23 protein-coding genes are annotated in these 24,900 nt (G+C 58.9%); 11 read left to right on the top strand and 12 right to left on the bottom strand.

The genetic code is table 11. The features are described 5' to 3' along the window. Nucleotides 1-50 precede the first annotated feature (50 nt). The gene (locus tag PMI31_RS12270) at nucleotides 51-428 is read right to left on the bottom strand and encodes a hypothetical protein (RefSeq protein ID WP_008018330.1); all 378 of its coding nucleotides are present in this window, start codon (nucleotides 426-428) and stop codon (nucleotides 51-53) included. A 141-nt stretch (nucleotides 429-569) separates the two neighbouring features. On the opposite strand from PMI31_RS12270, the gene zigA reads away from it, so the two are divergent. Beyond that, nucleotides 570-1,775 carry a zinc metallochaperone GTPase ZigA gene (gene zigA / locus PMI31_RS12265; protein WP_008018329.1) on the top strand — a complete coding sequence of 402 codons (1,206 nt, stop codon included), beginning with the start codon at nucleotides 570-572 and terminating at the stop codon, nucleotides 1,773-1,775. A gap of 15 nt (nucleotides 1,776-1,790) precedes the next feature. Here the strand turns inward: zigA and PMI31_RS12260 are convergent, their stop codons facing one another. Further along, a complete protein-coding gene (locus tag PMI31_RS12260; RefSeq protein ID WP_008018327.1) occupies nucleotides 1,791-2,147 on the bottom strand; it encodes a hypothetical protein in 357 nt (118 codons plus the stop codon). A 27-nt stretch (nucleotides 2,148-2,174) separates the two neighbouring features. Here PMI31_RS12260 and PMI31_RS12255 point away from each other — a divergent pair, with 27 nt between their 5' ends. Continuing rightward, nucleotides 2,175-3,146 carry a CobW family GTP-binding protein gene (locus PMI31_RS12255; RefSeq protein WP_008018326.1) on the top strand — a complete coding sequence of 324 codons (972 nt, stop codon included), beginning with the start codon at nucleotides 2,175-2,177 and terminating at the stop codon, nucleotides 3,144-3,146. A gap of 4 nt (nucleotides 3,147-3,150) precedes the next feature. Here PMI31_RS12255 and PMI31_RS12250 read toward each other — a convergent pair whose 3' ends face one another. Next, the gene (locus PMI31_RS12250; RefSeq protein WP_008018325.1) at nucleotides 3,151-3,564 is read right to left on the bottom strand and encodes a DUF3301 domain-containing protein; all 414 of its coding nucleotides are present in this window, start codon (nucleotides 3,562-3,564) and stop codon (nucleotides 3,151-3,153) included. A gap of 119 nt (nucleotides 3,565-3,683) precedes the next feature. Between PMI31_RS12250 and pdxY the strand changes: the two genes are divergently transcribed. Continuing rightward, nucleotides 3,684-4,556, top strand: coding sequence for a pyridoxal kinase PdxY (gene pdxY, locus PMI31_RS12245; RefSeq protein WP_008018324.1), 873 nt, complete (start codon nucleotides 3,684-3,686; stop codon nucleotides 4,554-4,556). Between the two features lie 72 nt (nucleotides 4,557-4,628). Here the strand turns inward: pdxY and PMI31_RS12240 are convergent, their stop codons facing one another. Beyond that, entirely contained in the window at nucleotides 4,629-5,111 is a 483-nt protein-coding gene (locus PMI31_RS12240) for an acyl-CoA thioesterase (protein WP_008018323.1), read from the bottom strand. Between the two features lie 293 nt (nucleotides 5,112-5,404). Between PMI31_RS12240 and PMI31_RS12235 the strand changes: the two genes are divergently transcribed. After that, a complete protein-coding gene (locus PMI31_RS12235; RefSeq protein WP_008018322.1) occupies nucleotides 5,405-7,168 on the top strand; it encodes a cation:proton antiporter in 1,764 nt (587 codons plus the stop codon). A gap of 22 nt (nucleotides 7,169-7,190) precedes the next feature. Here the strand turns inward: PMI31_RS12235 and PMI31_RS12230 are convergent, their stop codons facing one another. The 4 genes from PMI31_RS12230 to uvrD all read right to left on the bottom strand — a co-directional run bounded on the left by PMI31_RS12230 (nucleotide 7,191) and on the right by uvrD (nucleotide 11,469). Then, nucleotides 7,191-7,598 carry an SMI1/KNR4 family protein gene (locus PMI31_RS12230; RefSeq protein WP_007995855.1) on the bottom strand — a complete coding sequence of 136 codons (408 nt, stop codon included), beginning with the start codon at nucleotides 7,596-7,598 and terminating at the stop codon, nucleotides 7,191-7,193. Nucleotides 7,599-7,735: 137 nt separating this feature from the next. Continuing rightward, complete coding sequence (locus tag PMI31_RS12225; protein WP_008018320.1) at nucleotides 7,736-8,614, bottom strand: Tim44 domain-containing protein; 879 nt, start codon at nucleotides 8,612-8,614, stop codon at nucleotides 7,736-7,738. Between the two features lie 179 nt (nucleotides 8,615-8,793). Further along, complete coding sequence (locus PMI31_RS12220) at nucleotides 8,794-9,234, bottom strand: EamA family transporter (protein WP_008018319.1); 441 nt, start codon at nucleotides 9,232-9,234, stop codon at nucleotides 8,794-8,796. A 51-nt stretch (nucleotides 9,235-9,285) separates the two neighbouring features. Then, a complete protein-coding gene (uvrD, locus tag PMI31_RS12215) occupies nucleotides 9,286-11,469 on the bottom strand; it encodes a DNA helicase II (protein ID WP_008018318.1) in 2,184 nt (727 codons plus the stop codon). A gap of 256 nt (nucleotides 11,470-11,725) precedes the next feature. Here uvrD and PMI31_RS12210 point away from each other — a divergent pair, with 256 nt between their 5' ends. The 3 genes from PMI31_RS12210 to PMI31_RS29915 all read left to right on the top strand — a co-directional run bounded on the left by PMI31_RS12210 (nucleotide 11,726) and on the right by PMI31_RS29915 (nucleotide 16,107). Then, nucleotides 11,726-14,596: a putative bifunctional diguanylate cyclase/phosphodiesterase gene (locus PMI31_RS12210; protein WP_008018317.1), complete on the top strand. Its 2,871-nt coding sequence runs from the start codon at nucleotides 11,726-11,728 to the stop codon at nucleotides 14,594-14,596. 232 nt (nucleotides 14,597-14,828) lie between these two features. Next, entirely contained in the window at nucleotides 14,829-15,695 is an 867-nt protein-coding gene (hexR, locus tag PMI31_RS12205; RefSeq protein ID WP_007954250.1) for a transcriptional regulator HexR, read from the top strand. Between the two features lie 202 nt (nucleotides 15,696-15,897). Beyond that, nucleotides 15,898-16,107, top strand: coding sequence for a PA3496 family putative envelope integrity protein (locus PMI31_RS29915; RefSeq protein ID WP_008018316.1), 210 nt, complete (start codon nucleotides 15,898-15,900; stop codon nucleotides 16,105-16,107). Here the strand turns inward: PMI31_RS29915 and PMI31_RS12200 are convergent. Next, complete coding sequence (locus PMI31_RS12200) at nucleotides 16,049-17,011, bottom strand: LysR family transcriptional regulator (protein ID WP_008018315.1); 963 nt, start codon at nucleotides 17,009-17,011, stop codon at nucleotides 16,049-16,051. The two genes, PMI31_RS29915 and PMI31_RS12200, sit on opposite strands and share 59 nt — an antisense overlap. Before the next feature lie 190 nt (nucleotides 17,012-17,201). Here PMI31_RS12200 and PMI31_RS12195 point away from each other — a divergent pair, with 190 nt between their 5' ends. Then, a complete protein-coding gene (locus PMI31_RS12195; protein ID WP_007971702.1) occupies nucleotides 17,202-18,617 on the top strand; it encodes an acetyl-CoA carboxylase biotin carboxylase subunit in 1,416 nt (471 codons plus the stop codon). An 11-nt stretch (nucleotides 18,618-18,628) separates the two neighbouring features. Continuing rightward, nucleotides 18,629-20,437 (top strand): sodium-extruding oxaloacetate decarboxylase subunit alpha, encoded by a 1,809-nt coding sequence (gene oadA / locus PMI31_RS12190; protein WP_008018313.1) that lies wholly within the window; start codon nucleotides 18,629-18,631, stop codon nucleotides 20,435-20,437. Between the two features lie 128 nt (nucleotides 20,438-20,565). Here oadA and PMI31_RS12185 read toward each other — a convergent pair whose 3' ends face one another. From PMI31_RS12185 to PMI31_RS12175, 3 genes are read right to left on the bottom strand one after another with little or no spacing between them, the layout of a single operon-like run. After that, nucleotides 20,566-21,237, bottom strand: a complete 672-nt coding sequence (locus tag PMI31_RS12185) for a GNAT family N-acetyltransferase (protein ID WP_008018312.1) — start codon at nucleotides 21,235-21,237, stop codon at nucleotides 20,566-20,568. A gap of 16 nt (nucleotides 21,238-21,253) precedes the next feature. Beyond that, the gene (locus PMI31_RS12180; RefSeq protein ID WP_008018311.1) at nucleotides 21,254-21,700 is read right to left on the bottom strand and encodes a GNAT family N-acetyltransferase; all 447 of its coding nucleotides are present in this window, start codon (nucleotides 21,698-21,700) and stop codon (nucleotides 21,254-21,256) included. 10 nt (nucleotides 21,701-21,710) lie between these two features. Continuing rightward, nucleotides 21,711-22,334 carry an FMN-binding negative transcriptional regulator gene (locus tag PMI31_RS12175; protein ID WP_008018310.1) on the bottom strand — a complete coding sequence of 208 codons (624 nt, stop codon included), beginning with the start codon at nucleotides 22,332-22,334 and terminating at the stop codon, nucleotides 21,711-21,713. 92 nt (nucleotides 22,335-22,426) lie between these two features. On the opposite strand from PMI31_RS12175, the gene pdxR reads away from it, so the two are divergent. Both pdxR and PMI31_RS12165 read left to right on the top strand, forming a co-directional pair. Next, nucleotides 22,427-23,980: a MocR-like pyridoxine biosynthesis transcription factor PdxR gene (gene pdxR, locus PMI31_RS12170; protein WP_008018309.1), complete on the top strand. Its 1,554-nt coding sequence runs from the start codon at nucleotides 22,427-22,429 to the stop codon at nucleotides 23,978-23,980. Nucleotides 23,981-24,417: 437 nt separating this feature from the next. Further along, nucleotides 24,418-24,876, top strand: coding sequence for a hypothetical protein (locus PMI31_RS12165; protein WP_043302355.1), 459 nt, complete (start codon nucleotides 24,418-24,420; stop codon nucleotides 24,874-24,876). Nucleotides 24,877-24,900 lie beyond the last annotated feature (24 nt).

The following is a 24,900-nucleotide window of genomic DNA, read 5'->3' as shown; positions in this document are numbered from 1 at the left end:
CATGCATAGACGTCATTTGCCTGGCAGCAGGAGCAGAAAAACAGCTGGGCCTAACAGCCAGCGATCCGGCTGCAGGTGAACTTGGCGCTGCTGCCGCCAGAGCTGGAAAACCGGTTGATCGTGGTCCAGCCGACGCGCTGGTTGTAGCCAACCCAGGCCTCGCCATCGGAAGCGATACCGGTGAAGAACGTAAGCTGGCCGTAGCGGCTGTTGGTCTGCACCCAATAGCGTTTGCCGGCTGTTTCGAACCCCCGCAGATAGATCGTGCTCCCGGCAGTGTTGACGCTGTAGGCGTTGCCATCCGCATCCACGCAGGCCAGCAGGTTGGCGCTGCGAGTGCACCTGGCCAGGTTCGGGACCTGGGCCAGCGCGTCGGCAGCAACCAGCAGGGACAGCGTTATCAATGCAGGTTTCAGGGCGTAGCGCATGGGGTTTCTCACGAGGGGAACGCGTTCAGCATCCTGTCCTTTGCCCCGCTGAGCAATAGGGGATGGTTTATTTGCATTGTTACAGTATAACATTATATAAGCCCGACGCAGCGACCGGGCATCCCTGTGAGGAATATTCAGATGGCCAATCGACTCCCCGTGACCGTTCTCTCCGGCTTTCTTGGTGCCGGAAAAAGTACACTTCTTAATTACATACTACGTAATCGCGATGGTTTGCGGGTTGCAGTCATCGTCAACGATATGAGCGAAATCAACGTCGATGGCACCGAAGTCCAGCGCGATGTCAGCCTTAATCGGGCTGAAGAACGGTTGGTGGAAATGAGTAACGGGTGTATTTGCTGTACGTTACGTGAAGATTTGCTGGAGGAAGTGAGCCAGCTCGCCAGGGAAGGTCGCTTTGACTATCTGCTGATCGAGTCCACCGGTATTTCCGAACCGCTGCCGGTGGCGGAAACCTTCACCTTCCGCGATGAAAACGGCCAGAGCCTCAACGACATCGCACGTCTGGACACCATGGTCACGGTGGTCGATGGCATGAACTTCCTGCTCGATTACCAGGCTGCCGAAAGCCTGGCCTCCCGAGGCGAAACGCTTGGGGAAGAAGACGAGCGTTCGATTACCGACCTGCTGATTGAGCAGGTCGAGTTCGCCGATGTGATTTTGCTTAGCAAGGTCGACTTGATCAGCAGCCACGAACGTGAGGAACTGATCGCCATACTTCAACGGCTCAACGCCCAGGCGGAAATCATTCCGATGGCGATGGGCGAAATCCCTTTGAACAAGATTCTAAACACCGGTCGTTTTGACTTCGAAAAGGCGGCCGAGGCACCGGGATGGTTGCAGGAACTGCGCGGCGAGCACGTGCCGGAAACCGAAGAGTACGGCATTGCGTCCAGCGCTTACCGGGCTCGCCGGCCGTTCCATCCGCAGCGTTTCTTCAACTTCATCAACGGCTCTTGGGACAACGGCAAGCTGCTGCGCTCCAAGGGCTTTTTCTGGCTGGCGAGCAAACACATGGACGCCGGCAGCTGGTCGCAGGCCGGTGGTTTGATGCGCTATGGCATTGCCGGGCGCTGGTGGCGTTTCGTACCGAAAAGCCAATGGCCGCAGGACGCGGAAAGTAACGCCGGGATCATGAAAAACTGGTCTGCCGACAGCGGTGACTGTCGCCAGGAACTGGTATTCATCGGCCAGAACATCGATTTCACGCAGCTTACGGCCGAACTGGACGCCTGCCTGCTGACCGATGAGGAAATGGCGCTGGGCGTTGAGGGCTGGGGTTTGCTGCCAGATCCATTCGGCCCTTGGTACGAAGAGGCAGCCTGATCCTCTATGGGGGCTTCAAGGCTTGAGCCAGGTGCCATGGTTCTGGGCCTCGCAGTACGGCTGCAAATACGCCGCGTCGTTGGCAACGCCGTAATAGTGAATATCCTGGCGGTAGGGCATATTGGCGACTTGGGCGTTGCTGCAGATACCAAATGCGCCGCCGGGGCATTGATCGACATACTGCACATCGACTTTCTGCCCCGCCAGGTTCGGTTGGCAGAAACCATCGGCGAAGAGTTTTGGCGGGATGTTGCGGTTCTGCTGGCAAACCTGGACATCAAGCCGCTCGGCCTGGCTGTGAACCACACAAGCCTGGGCCAGTGCCTCGCCTGAAACGAGCGCCAGGAGCAACGACAAGCCAATCAACCGCATCCATTATCTCCTCAGAAATCATCGACCATGCTGCAGAACATCCCCACTCATGTCATTGCCGGCCCGTTGGGCGCCGGCAAGACCAGCCTGATCAAACACCTGCTGGCCCAGCGCCCGGCTGGCGAGCGCTGGGCGGTGTTGATCAACGAGTTCGGCCAGATCGGTCTCGACGCTGCGCTCCTGACCCGGGACGCCGATGGTATCGCACTGGGTGAAGTGGCCGGGGGCTGCTTGTGTTGCGTCAACGGCGCACCGTTCCAGATTGGTCTTGGGCGTTTGTTGCGCAAGGCACAGCCGGATCGGCTGTTCATCGAGCCCTCAGGGCTGGGGCATCCGGCACAGTTGCTCAGGCAGTTGAGCGAAGCGCCGTGGCAAGGCGTGTTGGCTGTTCAGCCTTGTGTGCTGGTGTTGGACGCCCAGGCGCTTGCCGCTGGTAAACCGCTGCCGCAGGCGCAACAGCAAGCGCTGAGCCATGCGGGATTGTTACTGCTGAACAAATCTGAAGGCCTCGAAGAAGAAAGTCGCCAGCGAATCGTCGCACAATTGCCGCCAGTCCCTCTGTGCTGGACGCAACAGGCGATTTTACCCTTGAGCGAGTTGCCGGGGTTGAAAGCCAAGGCAATGGAAGGTGTGGATAACTTCGTGGTGCCCAAGGGATTGGCGCAGTTGCCGGCCGTCTGGACCGATCACGCGTTGCCCATCTGCTTGAGTCAGGAGCAGGACGGAGGCTGGAGCATCGGGTGGCGCTGGCATTCGAGCCAGGTGTTTGATGCCGCCCTGGTCTGCCGCTGGCTTGAAAGCCTTGGCTGGAAGCGGGCGAAGCTGGTTATCCACAGTGTCGAAGGGTGGGTCTCGGTGAATGCGGTGGATAACTCGGTGCTGGACTGGCGGCCCAGTGAATGGCAGCAGGATTCGCGTATCGAGCTGATTTTCAGTGAGCCGCAGAATTCAGAAAAACTGCAGAGTGAGCTGGCAGCGTGTCGATCCGAACCTGGTTAATGGCTCAAGGTCGCCACTTGGTATGTTCCTGACGCCACTGGCTCAGCTCGATCACTTCAGCGCGAGGTTTCACCACCTCGACCACCGGTTCGGTTTCGTCGAATGGAACCGGGTAGGGCGCCAGCTCAATCTGTGCGCTGTGAGCGCCGAACTGGGTGATGGTGCCGTTGTGGCGGGTTTCACCGGTGACGGTGAATTCGAAGTTGTACACACGGGCCAGGCGTCGCCGACCACTGGCATCCCTGATGAACGCGATTCTTTTCAAGGCCACGTTGCCGTCCAGCAATTCGATCCCGAGTTTGCTGCAATGCTGTTTGACCCGCTCCAGCGCGCGCTCGCGCAAGCCGTGGTTGTGCCAAAGCCATGCGCCGGCAGTGGCGAAAAGCATCAGCACGAATATATTTCCAAGGGTCAGCATCAACAGGGTGCTCCAACAAGATAGTGTCAGCTTAACTGCGTCGCTGGTCTGTCGTACAGGCTGCGTTTAGTCGCATACTGCGCGGCTAGAATTTCAATCGTTTTACGGAAATCCACCGCATGAAACGTACACCGCATTTGCTCGCTATCCAGTCCCACGTGGTATTTGGTCACGCCGGCAACAGTGCCGCGGTTTTCCCGATGCAACGGGTCGGGGTGAATGTCTGGCCACTCAACACCGTGCAATTCTCCAATCACACCCAGTACGGTCAGTGGGCCGGTGAAGTGCTGGCGCCGCACCAGATTCCGGACCTGGTCGAAGGCATCGCGGCGATTGGCGAGTTGGGTAACTGCGATGCGGTGCTCTCCGGTTACCTCGGCAGTGCGGCCCAGGGCCGGGCGATCCTGACGGGGGTGGAGCGGATCAAGTCGATGAATCCCAAGGCGCTGTACCTGTGTGACCCGGTCATGGGGCATCCGGAGAAGGGTTGCAGTGTTCCGGCGGAAGTCAGTGATTTTCTGCTGGAAGAGGCCGCCGCCGTGGCGGACTTCATGTGCCCGAACCAGCTGGAGCTGGACAGCTTCTCGGGGCGCAAGCCGCAATCGCTGTTCGATTGCCTGGCCATGGCGCGTACATTGTTGGCGCGCGGCCCGAAAGCGGTGCTGGTCAAGCATCTGGACTACCCCGGTAAACCGGCAGAGGTCTTCGAAATGCTGCTGGTGACGGCCGAAGGCAGCTGGCATTTGCAGCGCCCGTTGCTGGCGTTTCCGCGTCAACCGGTTGGGGTGGGCGATCTGACGTCCGGGTTGTTCCTGGCGCGTGTGCTGTTGGGAGACAGCCTGGTCGCAGCGTTCGAGTTCGCGGCGTCGGCAGTGCATGAAGTGCTGCTGGAAACCCAGGCCTGTGCCAGCTACGAGTTGGAACTGGTTCGGGCCCAGGACCGGATTGCCCATCCGCGGGTGCGGTTCGAGGCGACCTCGATCAGCCTCTGATTCAGCGCTGCCCCCATCGCGAGCCTGCTCCGGGCGGCGATCCGACGATGGGGGCTGGCGTCACGACAGGATTCAGGCGTCGCCCTTGATTTCCTGATAGCGCTTTTCCAGTTCCTGGCGAATCTGCCGGCGCTGTTGGGCCTGCATATAGCGGCGCTTGTCTTCGCTGTTCTGCGGTTGCAGCGGTGGTACCGATACAGGTTTACGCTGGTCGTCCACCGCAACCATGGTGAAGAAGCAACTGTTGGTGTGACGCACCGAGCGCTCGCGGATGTTCTCGGTCACCACTTTGATGCCCACCTCCATGGAGGTGTTGCCGGTGTAGTTGACCGAGGCCAGAAAGGTCACCAGTTCGCCGACATGGATCGGCTCACGGAAAATGACCTGGTCCACCGACAGGGTCACCACATAGCGGCCGGCATAACGGCTGGCGCAGGCGTAGGCCACTTCGTCGAGGTATTTGAGCAGGGTACCGCCGTGAACATTGCCAGAGAAGTTGGCCATGTCAGGGGTCATCAATACCGTCATCGACAGCTGGGCGTTTCCGGGTTCCATAGCATTCTCACGGGTCAAGGCCAGGTTTGAGGGATGCACCTCTGCGGGTGCCTCAGCGGTTTTTTCAAACCAACAGTTATCGGGACGCCGGGTGCGGAGTCGCCGTCACGCCGGATCGATCTGTTTCCATATATTGCACCGCCTTTCTGCCAGAAGTCGCGGTGTTACCCTGCAAAAAAGCTCTGTCTCAAGGGCATCTCCTACGCGCAATCCAGATTTTTGTTCTGCTCGATCAGACTTTTCCTGCATCCGGGGGTCGAGCAATAGCAATGCCATCCAGGGAGTCTCACGCCATGCATGCCATCAGTTTCATTCAGGATCTGGCAGTGATCATGTTGATCGCAGGTGTGGTAACCGTGGTTTTCCATCGCCTGAAACAACCGGTGGTGTTGGGATACATCGTCGCCGGCTTCATCATTGGCCCGCACACCCCGCCATTCGGCCTGATCCATGACGAACAAACCATCAAGACCCTGGCCGAACTCGGCGTGATATTCCTGATGTTCTGCCTGGGCCTGGAGTTCAGCCTGCGCAAGTTGTTCAAGGTCGGTGCCACGGCATTCATCGCGGCGTTCCTGGAAATCGTATTGATGATCTGGATCGGCTACGAGATTGGTCGCTGGTTCGACTGGAACACCATGGATTCACTGTTCCTCGGCGCGATCCTGGCGATTTCCTCGACCACCATCATCGTCAAGGCACTCAACGACTTGAAGTTGAAGAACGAGCGATTTGCGCAGTTGATTTTCGGTGTGCTGATCGTCGAAGACATTCTGGGCATCGGCATCATCGCGCTGCTGTCCAGCATCGCCGTCAGCGGTACGGTCAGCTCAGGCGAAGTGTTTTCTACAGTCGGCAAACTGTCGCTGTTCATGATCGTTGCGTTGGTCATCGGCATTCTGATGGTGCCGCGGTTGCTGGCCTACGTGGCCAGATTCGAGAGCAACGAAATGCTGCTGATTACCGTGCTGGGCCTGTGTTTTGGTTTTTGCCTGCTGGTGGTCAAGCTTGAATACAGCATGGTTCTCGGGGCGTTCCTGATCGGCGCGATCATGGCTGAATCCCGGCAACTGCTGAAAATCGAGCGCTTGATTGAACCCGTTCGCGATCTTTTCAGTGCGATTTTCTTTGTGGCCATCGGGCTGATGCTCGATCCGGCGATCCTGCTTCAATACGCTTGGCCAATCGCCGTAATCACCGTAGCCGTGGTGCTCGGCAAGATGTTGTCCTGTGGCCTTGGTGCGTTTATCGCCGGCAATGACGGACGCACCTCGCTGCGAGTCGGGATGGGGCTTTCACAGATTGGCGAATTCTCTTTCATCATTGCGGCACTCGGCATGACGTTGCAGGTCACCAGTAACTTTTTATACCCCGTGGCTGTGGCGGTTTCGGTGATCACGACCTTGCTGACGCCTTATCTGATCCGCGCGGCGGATCCATTGTCTATCAAGCTCGCCGGCGCCATGCCGGAACGCCTGGGGCGGGTGTTGGGGATGTACGGCGAATGGCTGCGCAGCATCCAGCCTCAGGGTGAGGGCGCGTTACTGGCATCCATGATTCGGCGGATTTTGCTGCAGGTGGGAGTCAATCTGGCGCTCGTGATCGCGATCTTCTTGTCGGGTGCGTTCTTCGCCGAGCGCATGTCGGCTTACCTGCAAGGCTGGATCAGCGAGCCGAGCTGGCAGAAGGCGTTGATCTGGGGCGGGGCGCTGTTGTTGTCGCTGCCTTTTTTGATTGCGGCGTACCGCAAGCTCAAAGCACTGTCGATGTTGCTGGCGGAAATGGGCGTTAAGCCAGAGATGGCCGGGCGCCACACGCAGCGAGTGCGCCGGGTGATCGCCGAGGTGATCCCGATCCTGTCGCTGTTGGTGATCTTTTTGCTGCTGGCAGCCTTGTCGGCCAGTATTCTGCCGACCAACAAGTTGCTGGTACTGATCGCCGTGGTTGCGGCCGCCGTGGCGGCGCTGCTGTGGCGCTGGTTCATTCGTGTGCACACGCGGATGCAGGTGGCGTTGCTGGAAACCCTCGACAATCACAAAGAGTCGTCCGGGCATTGACCACCTTGCGGCATTGACTGGATCAGCTTTCCAGCCAGACGTCCCGCGCCCAGTGCCATACGGATTCCCAGGACTCTTCGGTGATCAGCTCTTCTTCGCCCGACCACAGCACTACGGTGCCGTCCTCTTCGACGCAGTAGTAGTTGTCGCCGTCCTGGCAGATAGGGATCAGATCGCGTGGTACGCCAGCGTCCCAGGCATTTGCGGCCACATCAGGCAGATAGGTATGCGATTGCGGGTCAGTGACGGTCACCGGTTCAAGGCTGCCGTAAACCACATCGCTGACAGTCAGCAGGAATTCCTTGAAAACGAATGGAATATTGATGAAGAGTTCTTCTTCGACCTCTACCAGTTGATCTTCGTCGGGTAACTCCAAGGGGACCGGTACCGGTTCGTTGGCTTCACGCAGTTGTTCGATGATTTCTTCCACGTCCGGGATCCTCTTGCTTGTATGGCGCGGTTTATATGGGGCGGTTTATACAGTAGCTCGCTATAGATGCAACCGCGAAATAGAAAACCCCAGCCGGGGCTGGGGTTTGTTTACAACAAGTGAAACGCGGAGGGTGGTCAGCCGTTCTGGCGGATACCGGCCACCAGCCAAGGCTGGTTTTCGCCCTGGGCGCGTTCCATGTTCCAGCTTTCACTGAAGACTTCGCCCTGGTCGAAACGCGAGGTTTTCGACACGCCAGTGAAAGTCAGGGTGGCAATGGTCTTGTCGGCGCGATCGTCCACACCGTCCAGTTGTACGTTGAGGTTATCAATGTAGGTGGACTGGAAACCGTCGCCCAGGTCAGCACGCTCACGCTTGAGGAAGTCCAGCATTTGCGGAGTGACGAACTCGGCGATCTTGTCCATTTCGTTGGCGTCCCAGTGTTGTTGCAGGGACTGGAAGTGATTGCGTGCCGCTTCGACGAAGTTCCTTTCGTTGAACCAGGCTGGCGCATTGATCACCGGACGAGCGGCAACGGGTGCAGCCGAACCACCGAAGATCGAACCGCCGGCCGGCTTTTGTTCGAACGCTTCACGCTGCATCGGCGCGTGGCCGGCCGGAGCGTAATGCTCCTGCTGCTTGCGACGACGGGCGGCGATAAAGCGAAAGACCAGGAACGCGATGACGGCCATGATCAGGATGTCGAAGATCTGCATGCCCTGGAAGCCGTCACCCATGAACATGGATGCCAGCAGGCCACCAGCCGCGATACCGGCCAGAGGGCCGAGCCAGCGCGAAGCGCCACCGGCCTTGGCAGCGGCGCCAGCGGCACCGGCAGCACCAGCGGTCGCCGCGGCGCCGCCCATGCCTGGAGAAGAAGGAGCCATCTGGCTGGTCTGGTGCGTCGGCGCAGCGCCTGCGCTTTTGCCACCACCGAAGCGCTTGGCGGCATTGACGTCGAGACTCATCGTCAGGCCGATGCACAACGCCATGGCGATGCTAAGAAAACGTTTCATAAAGGGAATTCCCATTTGTGGAAGGCACGCGCGCCATGTTGCACAGCTGAAGTGTTACTGGCTAGCGGCAGAGTGTTTCGGGCTTTTGCCTGACAGGTCGTGTTCAGCTTCAGTCAGCGCAATAGGGCCTTTGGACTTTGATATGTCAGATGAGTGGATAAGTTTTGTAGGGCGTTCGCCTAGCGTCGTAGCGCCAGCATGACGACCCCGGCCGTGATCAGACCGATTCCGCCCCATTGACGCAGATCGAGTTTTTCTCCCAATAGAACCACGCCCAGTATGGCGACCAGCACCACGCTGAGTTTGTCCACCGGAGCGACCAGTGAGGCCGGACCGACCTTGAGTGCACGGAAATAGCAGATCCACGATGCACCGGTGGCCAGGCCCGACAACAGCAGGAACAGGTAGCTCTTGGCTGTGATCGATCCCAATGACTGATATTGGCCCGTGGCGTACAAAATCAAGGCCAGGCTGACCAATACCACTATTGTACGTAGCAGGGTGGCGAAGTCGGAATTGACGTTTTCGATGCCGACTTTCGCGAAAATGGCAGTCATCGCCGCGAACGCCGCCGATAACAGGGCCCAGAATGTCCAGGAAGAAAAAAAGCCTGAGCCCATGTTTTAGCGCCTTTAGTCAGATCAACCCACAGAAAAGCATCCAGCGTTTCCTTAAACGGCTTCCAGCTTGGCATAACCCAGCATCAGCCACTTGCTGCCTTCGCTGAAGTTCACCTGCACCCGGGCCTGGGCCCCGGCGCCTTCGAAGTTGAGGATCACGCCGTCACCAAAGATCGAGTGGCGCACAGTCTGACCCAGGCTGAAGCCGGTCTGCGGAATCTCGCTGCCGCTGAACAGGTTGCTGCCACTCATTGACTGGTTGCCACCGAACGGACGGCTGACGCTGTTGGACAAGCGCACTTCCTGAATCAGGCCTTTCGGCACCTCGCGTACGAAGCGCGACACCTTGTTGTAGGTCTCGCTGCCGTACAGACGGCGGGTTTCGGCGTAGGTCATCACCAGATTCTGCATGGCCCGGGTGATGCCGACATAGGCCAGACGACGCTCTTCTTCAAGGCGGCCGGGTTCTTCCAGGCTCATCTTGTGCGGGAACAGACCTTCCTCCATGCCCACCAGGAACACGTAAGGGAACTCCAGGCCCTTGGCGCTGTGCAGGGTCATCAATTGAATGCTGTCTTCGTGCTCGTCGGCCTGGGTATCGCCGGCTTCCAGCGACGCATGACCGAGGAAGGCCGCGAGCGGCGTCAGGTCTTCGTCTTCTTCGCTGTTTTCGAAGTTGCGGGCGGCGCTGACCAGTTCTTCAAGGTTTTCTACCCGGGCCTGGCCTTTCTCGCCTTTTTCCGCTTCGTGATAGGCGATCAACCCCGACTGCTCGATGACGGTCTGGGTCATCAGGTGCAGCGGCATTTCCATGCACTTGGCGGCGAGGTTCTCGATCAACTCGATAAACGCGCCAAGGGCACTGGCCGCACGACCGGTCAGGCCTTTGTTGGCTACCAGTTGGCGCATCGCTTCCCACATCGACACATCGCTGTGGCGCGCATGATCGCGGATCGCTTCGACAGTTTTCTCGCCGATGCCACGGGCCGGCACGTTGATGACCCGTTCCAGTGCGGCGTCGTTGCCCCGTCCTTCGAGTAACCGCAGGTAAGCCATGGCGTTTTTGATTTCGGCGCGTTCGAAGAAGCGCTGACCGCCATAGATACGGTAGGGAATGCGCTCGCGCAGCAAGGCCTCTTCCAGAACCCGCGATTGGGCGTTGGAGCGGTACAGAATCGCAATATCGCTTCGAGACAAGCCGGTTTTCAGCGCACTTTCGATGGTTTCGACAACGTAGCGTGCCTCATCGTGTTCGTTGAAGGCGGCGTACAGGTTGATCGCTTCGCCGTCGCCGCCGTCTGTCCACAGCTCTTTGCCCAGGCGCCCGGTGTTGTTGGCGATCAAGGCGTTGGCAGCCTTCAGGATGCCGGCGGTGGAGCGATAGTTTTGCTCCAGGCGAATAGTCTCGGCGTCCGGGAAGTCTTCGGAATACTGGTAGATGTTCTCGATTTTCGCGCCGCGCCAGCCGTAGATCGACTGGTCATCGTCACCCACCACCATCAGGCTGTCGCCACCCTTGGCCAGCAGGCGCAACCAGGCGTACTGCACGGCGTTGGTGTCCTGGAATTCGTCCACCAGGATGTGCCGGAAGCGCTTTTGATAGTGAGCGAGCAGGCCTGGGTGATCGCGCCACAGATCGAGGGCGCGCAGCAGCAATTCGGAGAAGTCGATGACCCCCGCGCGCAGGCAGGCGGCCTCGTAGGCCTCATAGATGCCGCGCATGGTCGCCAGGAACAGGTCGCCGCTGGCTTGAATGTGTTGCGGACGCAGACCTTCGTCTTTCTGTCCGTTGATGAACCACTGGGCCTGACGGGCCGGCCAGCGCTGTTCGTCCAGACCGAGCTCGCGGATCACCCGCTTGACCAGCCGTTGCTGGTCGTCGCTGTCGAGAATCTGGAAAGTCTGGCTCAGCCCGGCTTCCTGCCAGTGCGCCCGCAACAAGCGGTGCGCCAGGCCGTGGAATGTGCCGACCCACATGCCGGCCGGGTTGATGCCCATCAACTGCTCGATGCGCTGGCGCATCTCGGCAGCAGCCTTGTTGGTGAAGGTCACCGACAGGATGGAGTGGGGCGAGGCGTTTTCGACCTGGATCAGCCAGGCGATACGGTGCACCAGCACTCGGGTTTTACCGGAACCAGCACCGGCCAGGACCAACTGACGACCCACGGGGGCCGCTACGGCCTGGCGTTGGGCATCGTTGAGGGAGTTCAGCAGAAGGGAGAGATCATCGCGCATCAGGGCATTCTAGGGGGCCGCGACACACCGGGCAAACTCCGCTTCGCTTTAGCCGATGAAAGTTAAGCGAAGGACGACCGGTCGGTCATCGGCTGCAGGCGTTGGCGGGGCGTGTCTTCAGCGTTTTTCGGGGCTTCGGCGGCTGAAAAATTTGGCGATTTATTGATCAGCAGCAGTTTGGTCCGGGCAATTGCTTGTGTATGCTCCGAGCAGTTTCGGGCTCATGCTCATCATTATAAGAACAAGAACATCGCCTATGACCCTCAGCATCGACCTGTCGGGCCCCACTGTGGAACCCCGGGAGATTCGTAAACAGTACGCCATGGAAATGGCGGTCGAACGCACGCGCCTGTTGTATCAGGGCTCGCTGCTGCCCACGTTGTTCATGCTGATCAACGGCTTGGTCTGCGCCGGTTTGCTCTGGAGTCCGCAACGCTATTTTCTGGTCAGTATCTGGCTGGTGTGGTTGTTGTCTCTGGTGGCATTGCGGGTGATTCAGGTCGCAGCCTTCGATTCGGCCATTCCCAATCGTCAGGCCCATCCCATTTGGCGACGGATGTTTTGGCTGGGCTCGGGCCTCACCGGCCTGACCCTGGCCGGTGCCGGCATCGCCCTGGCTCCCGCCGACAACTTCATTCAGCAAGCCTGGGTCTTCGGCCTCATCGGTGCCGCAGCGCTCTCGGCCAGCGTGGCTTATGCGGTCAGTTTGCCGGCCTTTCTGTCTTTTACCTTGCCCTGCCTGTTGCCGGCCATCGCCTATATGTTTTTTGGGGGGGACGAACAGCAGCAAGGTTGGGGCTGGTTCGGGCTGATTCTGCTCGGTGCATTGAGCGTGGTTGCCTGGCAGGTCAATCGATTGATCGATCGCGGCTTGATGCGACGCTTTCAGAACCAGGCCCTGATCGAGCATTTGCAGCAGGCGCAAAGCTGCAGTGATCAGCTTAATCAGAAGCTGGCCAAGGAAATAGAACAGCGCCGACGCGCCGAGGACGAGTTGCGGGAGATTCAGATCGACCTGGAAAACCGTGTCGCTCAGCGCAGCCTGGAACTGGACGCCGCCAACCAGGCGCTGAGCAAGAGTGAAGCACGTCTGGCGTTGGCATTGAAGGCCAGCGAGTTGGGATTGTGGGACTGGAATCTGCATACCGACGAAGTCCATCACACGCAGATTCAGGAATTGTTCGGCCTGGAGCCGGACCAGGTCACGGCACTACTGCGGCACCTCAAGCCGCGCCTTCATCCCGAGGACCTTCCTGCGCTGAAAAGGGCGCTGGTCGAGCATTTGAAGGGCCGCACCGAGGACTATCAAATCGAGTATCGCGTACGGCATGGCGACGGCCACTGGGTCTGGATCGAGGACCGTGGGCGGGCGGTCGAGCGTGCCGAGAACGGCCGGGTGATTCGCATGGTCGGCACTCGCCGCGACATCAGTGTCAGCAAAGGCCTGGAAGAGCAGCGGCAACTGGCGGCGACCGTTTTCGAAGCGGCCAGTGAAGGGATCGTGATTTTCGATCCGAACTACGCCCTGATCGCGGTCAATCAAGCCTTCAGTCGAGTGACCGGCTATGACATCGAAGACATGATCGGCCGCAATGTCGTTGAGTTGCCATGCAGTCGCGATGCGCGTCGGCATTACGCTGCAATACATCAGGCGCTTGAACAGCAAGGCAGCTGGCAGGGCGAATTGGTGGAAACCCGCAAGAACGGCGAGATGTATCCGCAATGGCTGCAACTGAATGCTGTGCGCGATACCCGAGGTAATGTCAGCCATATTGTCGGCTTCTTCGCTGATCTCTCCGCCCGCCGGGAATCCGAAGAGCGAATGCGCTATCTGACCCATTACGACGAGCTTACCGGTCTGGCCAACCGCTCGATGTTCCGCGAACGCCTCAGCGAGGCTCATCAACGAGTGCGACAGGGCGGTTATCGCAGCCTGGCATTGCTGCACATCAATCTCGATCGGTTCAAGCAACTCAACGACAGCCTTGGGCATGAAGTCGCCGACCAGTTATTACAGAAAATGGCCCGGCGGCTGGTGAATGCATTGCCTGAGGCGGACACCATCGCGCGCCTGTCCGGTGATGAGTTTGCCGTGCTGTTCAACTCCTACGGCAACCTTTCGAGTCTGGCCCGGGTGGCGACTCGTCTGGCGAGCAAGTTGCGTTTACCCGTCACCATCGAAGGCCATGAACTGGTGGTCAGCGCATCGATGGGCATCAGCTTGTTGCCGGACAGCGCCCGGGAAATATCGGCATTGGTCAGTCAGTCGAACATGGCCATGCAGCACGCCAAACACTTGGGCGGTAATAATTTCCAGTTTTACACCGATAGCCTGCAAGCCAGCACGCTGGAGCGTTTGCAGCTGGAAAACCATTTGCGCAGGGCCGTCGAAGAGCAACAGCTGAAGGTGTTTTACCAACCCAAGCTGTGCCTTGCCACGGGCAAGTTGAATGCCGCCGAAGCCTTGGTGCGCTGGGATCATCCAACCATGGGGCGCGTGCCGCCGGGGGACTTCATCGGCCTGGCTGAGGAGACTGGATTAATCGGCCCGATCGGCGAATTCGTGTTGCGTCAGGCCTGCTGGCAAGCTTGTGAGTGGCAGCGACAGGGGCTCGAAGCGATTCGGGTGTCGGTCAATCTGTCGGTGCATCAATTGCGACAGGGAAAATTGGTCAGCCTGGTGCGCCAAGTGCTGGAGGAAACCGGGCTGGAGCCACGCTACCTGGAGTTGGAGCTCACCGAAAGCCAGTTGCTGGACAGCGTCGAACACATCATCGCAACCTTTCAGCAGTTGCGTGATCTCGGGGTGAAACTGGCCATCGATGATTTTGGTACAGGTTATTCATCCCTAAGCTATCTCAAGCGCATCCCCGTGGATTACGTGAAGATTGATCAGGCGTTTATCCGTGGCCTGGGTGAGGCCAGCGAAGACGCGGCGATTACCCGGGCCATCATTGCCATGGCTCACGGCCTGAAGCTGAAGGTCGTGGCAGAAGGGGTGGAGCGCGCAGAGCAGCTTGAATTCCTGAAAGCCGAGCGCTGCGATGAAGTACAGGGCTATTTGATCAGCCGCCCGGTCGAGGCCGAGACGTTGGCGGGTTTGCTGCACGCGCAAGCTGCAAGCTGACCAGGAAGCTATTTATGTTCCTGGTCGTTCCATTTAATGCCTCAAGGTGCTTTTGACCTTTAAAACGCGCAGCCGGCGCATATGGACATGCACCAGAAGTGCTACATGAAGCGCGGGCACGTGAAATCGAGGGATCCGGTTACGCATTGAGCAGGCAAAAAGCCAATTCATGTAGTATAACTACAAGCGTGCTACATCCCCGGCACCTGCCAATAACAAAGAGTCCAGCCCTTTGAATCTGCTGCAACACATCGCCCAGTCTCGCCACCTGTTACGCAAGTCGGAGCTCAAGGTCGCCGACCACGTGCTGCTTGATCCTGCGGCCGTGATGCACAGCTCCATGGCTGACCTGGCCCACAGCGTGGGCATCAGTGAGCCGACCATCGTGCGTTTTTGCCGTGCCATCGGTTGTTCCGGCTTTCAGGACCTGAAGCTGAAGCTGGCCCAGAGCCTGGCGGCAGGTGCGAGCTTCGGTCAGTTTGCGATCCATGAAGATGATTCGGTCGCCGACTACAGCCTGAAAATCTTCGACACCACCCTGCATACGCTGATGGAGGTTCGCGAGAAACTCGATCCGCTGGAATTGCAGAGGGCCGTGACCCTCATGTCCCAGGCCCAGCGTGTCGAGTTCTATGGCTTCGGCGCCTCGGGTGCGGTCGCGGCGGACGCCCAGCACAAGTTCTTCCGCTTGCTGCTGACGGCAGCGGCGTATTCCGACCCGCACATGCAGGCGATGTCGGCCGTGACGCTCAAGCCAACCGACGTGGCGATCTGCATTTCCCAGTCCGGGCGCTCCAAGGACCTGCTGATCACCGCCAACCTGGTGCGCGAAAGCGGTGCTTCGCTGATCACCTTGTGCCCAAGCCAGACACCATTGGCCGAGCTGTCTACGGTCAATCTGGCGATCGATGTGCATGAAGACACTGAAATCTATACACCGCTGACATCGCGTATCGCCCACCTGGTGGTGATCGACGTGCTGGCGATGGGCGTGGCCATGGCCCGTGGCCCGAGCCTGGTCAACCACCTCAAGAGCGTCAAGCGCAGCCTGCGCAGCTTGCGATTGTCGCCCAAGTCGGTGAAAGCGCTGGACGACTGATGTCGTCGCAAGGTCGTTCCGACCTTATTCGCGAGCAGGCTCGCTCCCACATTTGCAATGCATTCCAATGTGGGAGCGAGCCTGCTCGCGAAGATGTCTTTGAATACGCCACATGTTTCATCAGTCTGTAATGCCCAAGCCGCCAAACCGTCATCCCCGGCGCCTATCTTGAAACTCCCGTACTCGCCTTGGGAGACTCGAAATGGCCATGCCTTACGAAGAACGCAACAGCGCTGTCAAAACCCGTCGCCAGCAAGAAGATCAGCGCCGCATGGAATTCCGCCGCGCCATTGAAGATCGCTGCGAACGCCGTCAGCTTCTGGCCGAAATTGGCGATTTTCCGGAGTTGGAGCTCAACTTCTGGCAGGCAACTCCCTCGACTTCCCGTCGAAACGCTCAACCAGCGCGCTGATTTGAATCCGTTCGCTACGGATAAACGCCAGGAAGGCGTGAGCCACCGGTGACAGGCGTTTCGCCTTGGCCTGCACCAGGCACCAACTGCGAAACAGTGGCAGCTCTTCGACGGGTAGCTCGATCAGCCCACCGGTTGCCAGCTCAAGGTTCAGGGCGTGGCGCGTCAACAGCGCAACGCCCAAGCCTGCCAGTACACATTCACGCTGGGCTTCGGCAGACGAGACTTCCTGAGTCTGGTTGAAGTGCACGCGTTTCTCTTTGAAGTATTCTTCGCACGCAAGTCGCGTCCCGGAGCCTGGCTCACGCAGCAGCAGTGTGTAGGGCTCGAGATCCTGCAAGCGCAGCGGCCCCATATGGCACAGCGGGTGGTCCGGTGGCGCCACGGCGACGATCGGGTTGTTCAGGAACGGCAGGAATTCCAGGCCCATGTCCTGAGGCACCATGGACATGATCACCAGATCGTCGCGGTTGTCCGACAAGCGCCGAATGACCTGGCCGCGATTGACCACCGTTAATTGCAGGTTCACCTCCGGGTGCTGGCGTTTGAAGGCGGCAAACAGGTGCGGCACGAAATACTTGGCGCTGGATTCCACCGCCAGTTTCAGTTGCCCCTGCAGCGAGCCCTGCATGTCCGACAGCTGCATGTCGAGGTTTTCCAGGCGTCCGAAAATATCCCGGCTGGCCCGCTGTAACGCTTCAGCCGCTTCGGTCATGTAGAGTTTTTTGCCGACGTAATCGAACAAAGGCTGGCCAATCAGCTCTTCAAGTTGACGAATCTGCAGGCTGACGGCAGGTTGTGTGAGCGACATTTCCTCAGCCGCGCGGCTGTAGGATCGCAAATCACAGACCTCGTTGAAGATCTGCAATTGCCGTAAAGTCATACGCATCAATGACTTACGCATTATCTGGTCACTCTCGTCGCTGGCTGGTGAATCAACTATAAGTCTTTACTTATGCGCGACCCAATAATTATTCATTTTTGTTAATCCCTTGTGGGCGCTAGTGTGGACCTGCGACCAAATTGAAACATTTGGTCACGCGTCGACCTGGTCTAGCAGGTCGTGGGTACCACCGGCTCAAGGGAATTTCCAAGTGATAACAAAGATCCTGATCGCCAACCGTGGTGAGATTGCCGTACGAATCGTGCGTGCCTGCGCCGAAATGGGCATTCGCTCGGTCGCGATCTATTCCGACGCCGACCGCCATGCCTTGCATGTGAAGCGTGCGGACGAGGCCCACAGCATTGGTGCCGAGCCGCTGGCCGGTTACCTGAACCCGCGCAAGCTGGTGAACCTGGCCGTGGAAACCGGCTGCGATGCGTTGCACCCCGGCTACGGTTTCCTTTCGGAAAACGCCGAACTGGCAGAGATCTGCGCCGAACGCGGAATCAAATTCATCGGTCCATCGGCTGAAGTCATTCGCCGCATGGGCGACAAGACTGAAGCGCGCCGCAGCATGATCAAGGCCGGCGTGCCGGTCACTCCGGGCACCGAAGGCAACGTGTCGGGCATCGAAGAGGCCCTGACCGAAGGCGACCGCATCGGTTACCCGGTGATGCTCAAGGCCACTTCCGGTGGTGGCGGTCGCGGCATTCGTCGCTGCAACAGCCGCGAAGAGCTCGAACAGGCATTCCCGCGGGTCATTTCCGAAGCCACCAAGGCATTTGGTTCGGCGGAAGTGTTCCTGGAAAAATGCATCGTCAATCCGAAACACATCGAAGCGCAGATTCTCGGCGACAGCTTCGGCAACGTGGTGCACCTGTTCGAACGTGACTGCTCGATCCAGCGCCGCAACCAGAAGCTGATCGAGATCGCCCCGAGCCCGCAACTGACCCCGGAACAGCGCGCCTACATCGGCGACCTGTCGGTGCGTGCAGCCAAGGCCGTGGGTTATGAGAACGCCGGTACCGTGGAGTTCCTGCTCGCCGAGGGCGAGGTGTACTTCATGGAGATGAACACCCGGGTGCAGGTGGAACACACCATCACCGAAGAAATCACCGGCATCGACATTGTCCGTGAACAGATTCGCATCGCCTCCGGTCTGCCGCTTTCGGTGAAACAGGAAGACATCCAGCACCGTGGTTTCGCCCTGCAATTCCGGATCAACGCCGAAGACCCGAAAAACAACTTCCTGCCGAGCTTCGGCAAGATCACCCGTTATTACGCGCCCGGCGGTCCTGGCGTGCGTACCGACACGGCGATCTACACCGGTTACACCATTCCACCGTTCTACGATTCCATGTGCCTGAAACTGGTGGTGTGGGCGCTGACCTGGGAAGAAGCGATGGACCGTGGCCTACGCGCCCTCGACGACATGCGTCTGCAAGGGGTCAAGACCACCGCCGCGTATTACCAGGAAATCCTGCGCAATCCGGAATTCCGTAGCGGCCAGTTCAACACCAGCTTCGTTGAAAGCCACCCTGAACTGACCAACTACTCGATCAAGCGCAAACCCGAAGAGCTGGCCCTGGCCATCGCCGCCGCCATCGCCGCCCACGCAGGCCTGTGAGGAATAGAACAATGAGCAAACAAATCCACGTTACCGACACAATCCTGCGCGACGCCCACCAATCGCTGCTCGCGACCCGCATGCGCACCGAAGACATGCTGCCGATCTGCGACAAGCTCGACAAAGTCGGCTACTGGTCGCTGGAGTGCTGGGGCGGCGCGACGTTCGACGCCTGCGTACGCTTCCTGAAAGAAGATCCGTGGGAGCGTCTGCGTCAACTGCGCGCCGCGCTGCCTAACACCCGTCTGCAAATGCTCCTGCGTGGCCAGAACCTGTTGGGCTACCGCCACTACAGCGACGACGTGGTCAAAGCCTTCGTTGCCAAGGCTGCAGTCAACGGCATCGACGTGTTCCGTATTTTCGACGCCATGAACGACGTGCGTAACCTGCGCGTGGCCATCGAAGCGGTGAAAGCCGCCGGTAAACACGCCCAGGGCACCATCGCCTACACCACCAGCCCGGTGCACACCATCGAGGCCTTCGTGAACCAGGCCAAGCAAATGGAAGCCATGGGTTGCGACTCGGTGGCAATCAAGGACATGGCCGGCCTGCTGACCCCGTACGCCACAGGCGAACTGGTCAAGGCACTGAAAGCCGAGCAGTCGCTGCCAGTGTTCATTCACTCGCACGACACCGCTGGCCTGGCTGCGATGTGCCAGATGAAGGCCATCGAAAACGGCGCTGACCATATCGACACCGCGATCTCCAGCTTCGCCTGGGGTACCAGCCATCCGGGTACCGAGTCGATGGTCGCGGCCCTCAAGGGCAGCGAGTTCGACACTGGCCTGAATCTGGAGCTGCTGCAAGAGATCGGCCTGTACTTCTACGCCGTGCGCAAGAAGTACCACCAGTTTGAAAGCGAATTCACTGCCGTCGACACCCGTGTGCAGGTCAACCAGGTGCCGGGCGGCATGATCTCCAACCTGGCCAACCAGTTGAAAGAGCAGGGCGCACTGAATCGCATGAGCGAAGTGCTGGCCGAAATCCCGCGGGTTCGCGAAGACCTCGGCTTCCCGCCGCTGGTGACCCCGACTTCGCAGATCGTCGGCACCCAGGCGTTCTTCAACGTGCTGGCCGGTGAGCGCTACAAGACCATCACCAACGAAGTGAAGCTTTACCTGCAAGGCGGCTACGGCAAAGCGCCGGGCACCGTGAACGAGCAACTGCGTCGCCAGGCCATCGGCAGCGAAGAGGTTATCGACGTTCGTCCGGCCGACTTGCTCAAGCCGGAAATGGCCAAGTTGCGCGCCGATATCGGAGCACTGGCCAAGTCTGAAGAAGACGTGCTGACCTACGCCATGTTCCCGGACATCGGTCGCAAGTTCCTCGAAGAGCGTGCGGCTGGAACCCTGACACCTGAAGTGCTGTTGCCGATTCCGGAAGCCGGAAAGGTGGCTTCGGTGGGCGGCGAAGGCGTGCCGACCGAGTTCGTCATCGACGTTCACGGCGAGACCTACCGCGTCGATATCACCGGCGTGGGCGTCAAGTCCGAAGGCAAGCGTCACTTCTACCTGTCCATCGACGGCATGCCGGAAGAAGTGGTGTTCGAGCCGCTCAACGAGTTCGTCGGCGGCGGCAGCAGCAAGCGCAAGCAGGCCAGCGCGCCGGGCCATGTCAGCACCACCATGCCGGGCAACATCGTCGATGTGCTGGTCAAGGAAGGCGACACCGTCAAGGCAGGCCAGGCCGTGCTGATCACCGAAGCGATGAAAATGGAAACCGAAGTCCAGGCTGCCATCGCCGGTAAAGTCACCGCCATTCACGTGGCCAAGGGCGACCGGGTGAACCCGGGCGAAATCCTGATCGAGATCGAAGGCTGAGTTAACAGCCTCGATTCAACGCTTTAAACCTCGGGGGGGCATGTGCTCCCCTTTTTTTGCACTGAAGAAACGCTGGATCAATGTGGGAGCGAGCCTGCTCGCGAAGACGTCCGTATAGCCGCTGATGATTACCCGCGACATTCCGCCAACGTCTTCACCTGCCCCGAATCGCTCTGGTTCTCATCGCTCAACCAGCGCTCAAACCCCGCACCAATCGCCGGCCATTCCGAATCCAGAATCGAGTACCACGCGGTATCACGGTTCTGGCCCTTGACCACCATGTGCTGACGGAACACCCCTTCAAAACTGAAGCCCAGTCGCTCAGCCGCGTATTTGGATCGGGCGTTGGCGTTGTTGCACTTCCATTCCAGGCGACGGTAGCCCAGGGCAAAGGATTCCCTGGCCAGCAGGTAAACCGCTTCGGTGCTCTTTGGCGAGCGCTGCATCGGGGCGCCGAAGGTGACGTGGCCGATTTCGATGCGGCCCTGGACCGGGACGATGGACATCAGGCTGAGAATGCCCTGGACCTCGCCGCTGGCGCGGTCGATCACACTGAAGAAATACGGGTCGCTGCTGGCCGCGTGGTTGTTCAGCCAGTCGTTGAAGACGCTGCGCTCCGGGAAGGGGCCGTAAGGCAGGTAGTCCCAGAGTTTCGGATCGGCACCGGGGCCTTGCAGGGCTTTGAACAAATCATCGCCATGGCGTGCAGGGTCGAGTTTTTCCAGGCGGATGAAACGCCCTTCGATGGTTTGCACCGTGGGGGCCGGGACGCCTTTCCAGTCGGCGAGTGAAATCGACATGCTGTTCTCCTTGAACCTAGATGGCTTTGCGAAACTGGATGAAACCAGGGCGTTCGGCGATGCGCTCGTAGAGCTGGATCGCGGTGGCATTGGTTTCGTGGGTCAGCCAGTGGACCTTGTTGCAGCCGTCGGCCTTGGCCGTGGTGTAGACGAACTCGATCAACTGGCGGCCGACGCCGGTGCCACGGGTTTCCGGGACCACCAGCAAGTCTTGCAGGTAGCAGGAGTTTTCGATGGCCCAGTTCGATCGATGGTAGATGAAATGCACCATGCCCACCGCTTTGCCATCGGCCCAGGCGAGGGCAGCGTGGGTCGGTTCGTTCGGCTCGAGCATGCGCTGCCAGGTGCTTTGGGTAACGGCATCCGGCAGTTCGGTTTTGTAGAAGCGCAGGTAGGCTTGCCACAGCGGCAACCAGGCCGCGTGATCGCCGGCGCTGACCTGGCGAATGTCGATTTGACTCATGGTGACTTCCTTAGCGCATCAATTGGGCGAGGGTTTGGTCGTTGACGTCGGGGCTGGCGGCCAGGCCTTTGCGCACGCCGTCGATGTCGGCGGGGCTGCGGTTCTGGCTGAGCTTGCGCTTGCCCTCCAGACGGTCGATGGGAATGGCGAAACCGACGATGGCCTTGAGCATGCCGTCGATGTAATCGGCGGGGGCATCGGCCACTGACCACGGTTGGGCGCGGCCAGCTTCATGACGATCGGTGAGGGTGCTGACGATGTCGAGCAGCCGCCCGCCATCTCTGAAGGTTTCGGCTCGGCCATAGGCGTGTACGGCGACGTAGTTCCAGGTTGGCACGACTTTGCCGTGTTCGGCCTTGCTCGGGTAGAAGCCGGGGCTGACGTAAGCGTCGGCACCGGCAAAAATCAGCAGGGCTTCGGCGCCGTCGCGCAGGTCTTTCCACTGTGGATTGGCTTTGGCCAGATGCCCGTACAGCGTGCCGTTCGAGCCTTGTTCGCAATGCAGCAGCACCGGTACGTGGCTGGCTTGCAGGCCACTTTCACCGTGAGTCACCAATATGGCGAGACGGGTGGCGAGGATCAGTTCATGCAGTTGGGACAACTCGTCGATGGCAAAAGCACGTGGCGTGTACATGGCGATATTTTCCTTGGCGAATGTCTGCATCCTAGGCACGCTATTGGTCTGTTGTAAGAGCCATTAATGACCAATTTCATAGGTCCATTGTGATGACTAGCGAACCACTGTCCTTGACCTTCAACCCGGCGGGTATCGAGCTTGATCGTCGCCAGGGGCTGAGTCGGCAGCTCTATCAGGCATTGCGGATGCGGGTGCTCGACGGGCGACTGGCCAGCGGCACGCGTCTGCCGGCCAGTCGGGATCTGGCGGCCGCGCTGGAGATTTCCCGCAACAGTGTAGTGCGCGCCTACGATCAGCTTTACGCTGAAGGGTTTATCGAGGGGCGGGTAGGCGACGGGACTTACGTCGCGCAATTACCCCAGGCAACCTTGCCGGCAAAAAAACTATCCACAAAAGTATCCACAGGGTTTTCAACAGGCTTACCCACAGCTTTATCCACAAATTGGCATGATTTGCCTGTGGATTCATCCAGCAAAGTTACCCACAGGGACGCCTTGACCCGCGTTGAAAAGAACCATTTACCCATGCCGCCCAGTGGTCCGCCCAGGGCATTTCGGGTCGGTGTTCCGGCGTTCGATCTGTTTCCGTTCGAGGTCTGGGCCAAGCTGAATGCGGCTTTCTGGCGTAAACCGGATTTCCAGCAGTTGTGCTACGGCGACCCGGCAGGCGATGCGCGCTTGCGGGGGATGATCGCGGCGTATCTACGCAGCTCGCGGGGTATGCAGTGCACGGCTGAACAAATTGTGATCACCAGTGGCGCGCAGCAGGGCATCAGCCTTTGTGCACAGCTGCTGGTGGAACCGGGCGACGGTGTGGCGATTGAAAACCCGGGGTATCGGGCGGCAGGGCATGCGTTCGCCGTGGCGGGGGCGCGACTGCACGGGGTGTCAGTGGACAGCGAGGGCATCAATTGCAGCGAACTGACAGGGCTCGATGATTGTCGGCTGACCTATGTCACACCGTCACATCAGTACCCCACCGGCGTGGTCATGAGCCTGGCGCGGCGCCTGGAGTTGCTGGCCTGGGCCGAGCGCACCCAAGGCTGGATCGTCGAGGATGACTATGATGGCGAGTACCGATACAGCGGCGCGCCATTGGCACCTTTGGCTGCGCTCGATCGTCACGGGCGGGTGTTGTATGTCGGTACGTTCGGCAAGGTCGCGTTTCCGGCGTTGCGTCTTGGTTATCTGGTGCTGCCGCCGGGGCTGGTGCAGGCCTTTGCGCAACGACGCGCGGTTGACGTACGGCATTCTGAAGTCAGCACCCAGGCGGTCATGGCCGAGTTCATGGCGGCCGGGCATTTCCAGCGTCACATCCGGCGTATGCGGCGTGCGGCGCTGAGTCGGCGCAATGCGTTGCTCAATGGTTGGCCTGCGGATATTCCAGGCATCGGCAAGTTGCCCACTGTTGCCGCGGGGTTGCACATGACAGTACGGGTCGACAGCGTGGCACGTGAACGTGAGTTGATTGAGTTGGCGGGCAGTGTCGATGTCGAGGTCAACGGCTTGAGCAGTTACTGGCTGCCGGAGTCCGCAACCCCGATGGATCAACGCGCCGGTCTGGTGCTGGGTTTTGCCGCGGTGCCCGAAAAGGCGATCGAGGTGGCATTGCAACGGTTACGGGCGGTGTGGCGTGCTGGCTGAAGCGCGCTGATCTCGCTGGGATAGATTGCAATTCAGTGACGGGCAGGACGGCATTGGCGGTAAATAAATATTGCGGGCAAAAAAGACCTGCGTAAACGCAGGTCTTGATAACGATGGGGGCAGCGGATCGCCGGGTCGACCAATTCCGTGGCGTCCTTTTTGGGGTCAGGTAATCCACCACGTCGTAGCCAGGCTACATGGTTAAACGTCGAAGTTGTAGGTGTAACAAAGTTATATGAAACACTTTCAGTATTGACCGGGCGCATCAATGCGCATAAATAATTAGTGCGTAACGGAGGAAGTGCGTGCGATAGTGAAATCGATAATTGCTGTCGTGTATTCTTATTGCCGTTTATAAATTTATTTATCATTCGACCCTATGGAGTCATGACCTGAATCCGGGCATTTGTTTGCTTGGACTCATCAAGGAATATTCTATGAAGCATTTACACGCAAAGTGCCTGGAAGCAGCGCTGGAAGCAACGAGGTGCCAAGGCCCGCGGCAGGTAACGGACGACTACTTTACTGCATCGATTGATGGTGTTGCCTTTACCGCCGACGACGTTCATGGTTTTATCAGTTTTGGTGTAAAAATTGTGGTGGGGGTCATTAATGAGGGAAATAGTCGGCGATATATATCTGTGGCGGCCGATGATGATCTTGGTGACGGAGAGCATGATGTCAGTCTCGATGGAAAAGTCACCATTGGTTATATAATGGAAAACGCCGGGGAGCCGACTCTGGAATATCCTGCGGAGTCTGGTCGAGCTCATATTTGTTGTGAAGGTAATCGACAGGAGTTCTCTGGTTCTTTCAAGGTGACATTGATCGAAGAATCGCCTTACAAAGAAATTGAAGCAACTTTCAAGGTGGAAAATTTGCATCGCCTGGCCTGAGTTCGAAAAATAAAACCTCCTGCC

Source organism: Pseudomonas sp. GM55, assembly GCF_000282395.1.
GTDB classification, from domain to species: Bacteria; Pseudomonadota; Gammaproteobacteria; order Pseudomonadales; family Pseudomonadaceae; genus Aquipseudomonas; species Aquipseudomonas fluorescens_CC.
The sequence above is the reverse complement of the archived record's forward strand: the minus strand, read 5'-3'. Positions and strand labels throughout refer to the sequence as shown.